Source organism: Micromonospora sp. CPCC 205539 (assembly GCF_036906815.1).
In the GTDB taxonomy this organism is placed as follows: Bacteria; Actinomycetota; Actinomycetes; order Mycobacteriales; family Micromonosporaceae; genus Micromonospora.
This window is the reverse complement of record NZ_JBAKHW010000091.1, coordinates 1-4061: the sequence shown is the minus strand read 5'-3', so window position 1 is coordinate 4061 and position 4061 is coordinate 1. Positions and strand designations below refer to the sequence as shown.

Genomic DNA, 4061 nt, shown 5'->3' with positions numbered 1-4061 from the left:
CGCGGCAAGACCGGCGTGGCCCGACTCGCCCTGGCCTGCGCGGCGCCGGCCTGGGCGGTGCCGCCGGCCTGGGGGGTGCCGCCGGGGCCGCCGCTGGTGTCGGGGCCGCGGGTGGCTGCCGGGCCCGGGCCGCTTCCACCAAGCGGGGGTACGCCTGCCGTCGCGGCGGCGAAGCGGTGCTGGAACAGGCCGGCGCTGCGCCGGGTGGCCGGATGGTCCCCCGCCAGCGCGACCAGGGCCTGCCGCAGGTCGCCGGGGGGCAGACCGCCGCGTTCGGCGCGTAGCCGACCGCTGGAGCCCCCGTCGTCGCCGACCGTGACGACGGCGGTGATGTCCAGGTCGAGTTCGGGAGCGCAGTGCCGCAGCGCGCGCAGCGACACGGACAGCCCGTGGCCGCCACCGAACGCCACGACCCGGCGGGCGGTCATTCCCGCCCCAGGTCGCGGTGCTGCGCGTTGGCCGCCAGCCCGGACTGGCGCAGCCGGCTGGCCAACTCCTCGGTGATGGCCACACTGCGGTGCTTGCCACCGGTACAGCCCACGGCCACCGTCAGGTACCGCTTGCCCTCCCGCTCGAAGCCGGCCGTGGTGGCGTTGACCAGGTCGGCGTACGAGGCGACGAAGGCGTCCGCTCCCTCCTGGCCCAGCACGTACGCGCTGACCGCCTCCTCGCGCCCGGTGTGCTCGCGCAGCTCCGGCACCCAGTACGGATTGGGCAGGAAGCGGGCGTCCAGCACGAAGTCGGCGTCCGGCGGCAGACCGTACTTGAAGCCGAACGACAGCACGGTGACCCGCAACCGGCGGGCGTCCTCGCCACCGAACAGCTCCTCGATGCGCCGCCGGAGCTGGTTGACGTTCAGGACGCTGGTGTCGATGATCACGTCGGCCTGGTCGCGGGCCTCCTCCAACAGCCCCCGCTCGACGGCGATGCCGTCGGCCAGCCGCCCGTCGCCCTGCAACGGGTGCGAGCGGCGAACGCTCTCGAACCGCCGGATCAGCACCTCGTCGTCGGCGTCGACGAAGACCACCCGGGGCGAGAAGCCGCGCTCCTTCAGCTCCCGGATCGCCCCGGCCAGGTCCGTCGAGAAGGCGCGCGAGCGCACGTCCAGCACCATGGCCGTACGCCGGGCCGCGCCGCCGGCCTTGAAGGCCAGCTCGGCCATGTCGAGCATCAACGCCTGCGGCAGGTTGTCCACCACGTAGTAGCCGACGTTCTCCAGCGCCCGTGCGACCGTGCTGCGGCCGCCACCGGAGAGCCCCGTGACCACCACGAGCGTGGTCTCCGACTCCGCCGTCGGCTGCCCGTCGACGGCCGCCGGAGCGTCGATCCGGTCGCCGCCTGTGCGCGCCTCGCTCACCCGTACCCCCAAGCCGTGGCGCCGCGGCCGTCTCGGCCGCGAATGGTCAATCAGCGACTCTATCCCGCCGCTCGAACGGGGCCGGGCACCCGGCGTAGGTCGACCGGCGGGGAGCGGTTCTCGGTCGCTCTCCCGACAGTTGACGCCACTTGATGACGATCAGTGACCGTAAATATGCTGAGCGCGATCGTCGCAGCTCAAGGCCAACATCTGGGAGGGTGCGATGCACGATCTGGCCGACAAGAACAAATACATCGGCTTCCTCTTCATGCGGATCAGTCCGGAATACTTCGCCCTCGGCCGGGAGGGCATCCACGAGGTCTCCGCAGAGCACGCTCGGGACCTGGGCCGCTTCGCCAAGCAGCTCACCCACGTCGTGACCACCGGGGTGAACGGCAAGTACGACCAGGTCACCATCGTCGAGGGCGACACCCTCGAGGAGATCAACGCGGCGGCAACCGCGTTCCGGATGGGCAACAAGGCGCGCTACATCGAGATCGTCGACATCGTGGTCGGGATGAAGGCCCCGCCACGCGGGTTGGCCAACCGGTCCAGCCAGCCCGGCTGACCCGCGCCGCGCCCGACGTACCCGTCCCCGGGTGCGCCGGGCGTGGGCTGTCGGGGTCGGCTCGTAGACTCCGCGGATGGCTTCCCCCACGGACCTGGGCACCGAGGACGCGCTACGGGTGCTCCGCCGGGTGTTCGGCTACGACGCCTTCCGCGGCACCCAGCAGCAGGTCATCGACCATCTGGTGGCCGGCGGTGACGCGCTGGTGCTGATGCCCACCGGTGGCGGCAAGTCGCTCTGCTACCAGATCCCGGCCCTGATCCGCGACGGCGTCGCGGTCGTCGTGTCCCCGCTGATCGCCCTCATGCAGGACCAGGTGGACGCGCTCACCGCCGTCGGCGTCCGAGCCGGCTTCCTCAACTCGACCCAGGATCTCAACGCCCGGCGCCGGGTCGAGGCGGCCTTCGTCGCCGGTGAGCTGGACCTGCTCTACCTGGCCCCCGAGGCGCTCGGCGTCCGTTCCACCCTCGCCCTGCTGGACCGGGGCAAGATCGCGCTGTTCGCGATCGACGAGGCGCACTGCGTGTCCCAGTGGGGGCACGACTTCCGCCCGGACTACCTGGCGCTGTCGATGCTGCACGAGCGGTGGCCGCAGGTGCCCCGGATCGCGCTCACCGCGACCGCGACCAGCGCCACCCGCACCGAGATCGCCACCCGGCTCAAGCTCGACGAGGCCCGACACTTCGTCGCCAGCTTCGACCGGCCCAACATCCAGTACCGGATCGTGCCCAAGCGGGAGCCCCGCAAGCAGCTACTGGCCCTGCTGCGCGACGAGCACCCCGGCGACGCCGGCATCGTCTACTGCCTGTCCCGCGCCTCGGTGGACAAGACTGCGGAGTTCCTCACCACCAACGGCATCGCCGCTCTTCCGTACCACGCCGGCTTGGACTCGGCGACCCGCGCGCGCAACCAACAGCGTTTCCTGCGTGAGGACGGCCTGGTGATGGTGGCCACCATCGCCTTCGGCATGGGCATCGACAAGCCCGACGTCCGGTTCGTCGCCCACCTCGACCTGCCCAAGTCGGTCGAGGGCTACTACCAGGAGACCGGCCGCGCCGGCCGGGACGGGCTGCCGTCCACCGCCTGGCTGGCGTACGGGCTGCAGGACGTGGTCCAGCAGCGCAAGATGATCGAGACGTCCGAGGGCGACCTCGCCCACCGCCGCAACCTCGCCGCCCACCTGGACGCGATGCTCGCGCTGTGCGAGACGGTGCGCTGCCGGCGGGTGCAGCTCCTCGAATACTTCGGCGAGACCACGACAACGGCCTGCGGCAACTGCGACACCTGCCTGAGCCCGCCCGAGTCCTGGGACGGCACGGTCGCCGCACAGAAGCTGCTCTCCACCATCTTCCGGCTCGACCGCGAACGCAACCAGCGGTTCGGCGCGGGGCACTGCATCGACATCCTGCTCGGCAAACAGACCGACAAGATCAGCCAGTACGGCCACGACTCGCTGACCGTCTTCGGCATCGGCGCCGACCTGCGCGAGGCCGAGTGGCGGGGCGTGGTCCGACAGTTGCTCGCCGAGGGGCTGCTCGCCGTGGAGGGCGACTACGGCACGCTGGCGCTCACCGAGGCGAGCGCCGACGTTCTGGGCCGCCGACGCACCGTCACGATGCGCCGTGAGCCGGAGAAGCCGGTGTCGAGCCGTTCGGCGAAACCCCGCGGCGCGGCCACCGTGGTCGCCGAGCTGGCCCCGGCCGCAGCGGCCGTCTTCGAACGCCTGCGTGCCTGGCGGGCGGCCAGCGCCAAGGAGCAGGGCGTTCCGGCGTACGTCATCTTCCACGACGCCACGTTGCGGCAGATCGCTAATGACGCGCCCGGCTCACTGGCGGAGCTGTCCGGGGTCAGCGGGGTCGGCGACAACAAACTCGCCAAGTACGGCGAGCAGATCCTGACCGTCCTCGCGGACTCGGCATGACCTCCTCCTGAACATGACGAAGGCCGGCCCCGGTAGGGGGCCGGCCTTCGTGGTTTGTGGTGTGGGTCAGCTGGTGGCGTAGCCGCGGGTGGCGATCCAGTCGGCGAGGTGCTCGACGCTGACCTCGTAGGAGGCCATGGTCGGGTCGGCGGAGTCGGCGATCTTCACTGTCTGTCCGCCGTCGCGGTAGCCGACGACGCTGATGTAGTGCCCGC

At 71.4% G+C, this 4061-nt stretch carries 4 protein-coding genes and 1 pseudogene; 2 read left to right on the top strand and 3 right to left on the bottom strand.

The features are described from left to right. Together V6V47_RS32615 and rapZ are read right to left on the bottom strand one after the other, a co-directional pair. On the bottom strand, positions 1-428 hold a 428-nt coding region (locus V6V47_RS32615), incomplete at its 3' end, for a gluconeogenesis factor YvcK family protein (RefSeq protein WP_334632402.1). After that, the gene (gene rapZ, locus V6V47_RS32610) at positions 425-1327 is read right to left on the bottom strand and encodes an RNase adapter RapZ (protein ID WP_334632403.1); all 903 of its coding nucleotides are present in this window, start codon (positions 1325-1327) and stop codon (positions 425-427) included. The genes rapZ and V6V47_RS32615, both read right to left, overlap by 4 nt. 253 nt (positions 1328-1580) lie before the next feature. On the opposite strand from rapZ, the gene V6V47_RS32605 reads away from it, so the two are divergent. Then, on the top strand, positions 1581-1925 hold the full coding sequence (locus V6V47_RS32605; protein ID WP_334632401.1) for a hypothetical protein: 345 nt from the start codon (positions 1581-1583) through the stop codon (positions 1923-1925). A 76-nt stretch (positions 1926-2001) separates the two neighbouring features. Then, on the top strand, positions 2002-3846 hold the full coding sequence (recQ, locus tag V6V47_RS32600; RefSeq protein WP_334632400.1) for a DNA helicase RecQ: 1845 nt from the start codon (positions 2002-2004) through the stop codon (positions 3844-3846). 66 nt (positions 3847-3912) lie between these two features. On the opposite strand, the pseudogene V6V47_RS32595 reads toward recQ, so the two are convergent. Then, positions 3913-4061: pseudogene (locus tag V6V47_RS32595) on the bottom strand (C39 family peptidase); the annotation flags it as partial.